The following is a 1200-nucleotide window of genomic DNA, read 5'->3' as shown; positions in this document are numbered from 1 at the left end:
TTGTGATGAGTCGCGTCATAGGTGACATCTGAGTCGCGTCATCGGTTACAGATTGCCCTGGCTTTTGCCGGGGCTTTTCTGTTTGTTGGGCCAGTAGTTGTGCTCGGGGTCGATGTGGTGGCTGGCGAGTATGTGGTGGCCGGTTTTGCTGATGACGGTGACGGTGGTGGTGGCGATCAGGATGTGGACGGGCGTGTTGGCGTGGGCGCGGCCGATGCCGAGGTGGTGCAGGCGGCTGCCGTGGCGCAGGGTGAGTTTGCCGAATTGGTCGACGATATCGGTGCGTAGTCGGATGGCGGCGGCGGGTTGGTTGCCGGGGGTGGCTTTGGGTCGGGCGAGGTAGGCCTGTTCGGGGGTGATGTGGCCGGGGTGGGCGCGGTGGCCGCGTTGGGTGTTGTAGACGGTTCGGAAGGTATCGAGGAGGGCTTGGAGTTCGGCGGTGGTGGCGGGGTGGGGTCGTGCGCTTAGCCAGCGTTTGAGGGTTTGGTGGAAGCGTTCGATTTTGCCTTGGGTTTGGGGGTGGCCGGGGTGGCCGTTGCGTTGGGTGATGCCCAGTGCGGCCAGGAGGCGTTCGAAGTCGTTGTGCCCGCCGGTGAATCGGGAGGTGTAGACCGAGCCGTTGTCAGTCAATGTGGCTGCGGGTAGTCCGAATTCGGTGGTGGTGGCGGTGAAGGTGGCCACGACGTCGGGGCCGCCGACGCGGTGGTGGGCGGTGCAGGACAGTAGGTAGCGGGAGTGGTCGTCGAGCCAGTTGAGGATTTCGGTGTCGGTGCCGTCGGCCAGGGTCCAGTGGGTGAAGTCGGATTGCCAGCATTCGTTGGGCTGTTCGGCCGCGAAGCGGTGATAGGAGCTGCGGGGGCGTTTGCGTGGTTGGGGGGTGATCAGGCCGTGGTGGTGCAGGATGCGTCGGATGGTGGAGGTTGAGGGCACCGGGAAGCCTTGGTGGGCCAGGTGGTTTTGGAGGGTGATGGGGCCGGCGTCGAGGCCATCAGCGACGAGTTGTTCCCGCAGGTGCACGATGGCGGTGATGACCTCATCGGAGGTCCTGCGTGGGTTGCTGGTGGGGCGTCGGGAGCGGGGTTCGACGGCGTCGAGGCCCCCGGCGCGGTAGCGGGCCAGTAGGCGGTAGATGTGTTGGCGGGAGATCTTGTAGGTGTCGGCTGCGGCGGCCACCGACAGGTCTCCGCTGAGGACTTCGAG

General features: G+C 65.4%; 1 protein-coding gene. It reads right to left on the bottom strand.

Translation table 11 applies throughout. The features are described from left to right. Positions 1–45: 45 nt before the first annotated feature. The coding region (locus tag ACZYY4_RS23000) for an IS481 family transposase (protein ID WP_463812329.1) at positions 46–1200 on the bottom strand (1155 nt) is incomplete at its 5' end.

This window comes from Mycobacterium sp. IDUB_21 (assembly GCF_055419425.1).
The sequence above is the reverse complement of the archived record's forward strand: the minus strand, read 5'-3'. Positions and strand labels throughout refer to the sequence as shown.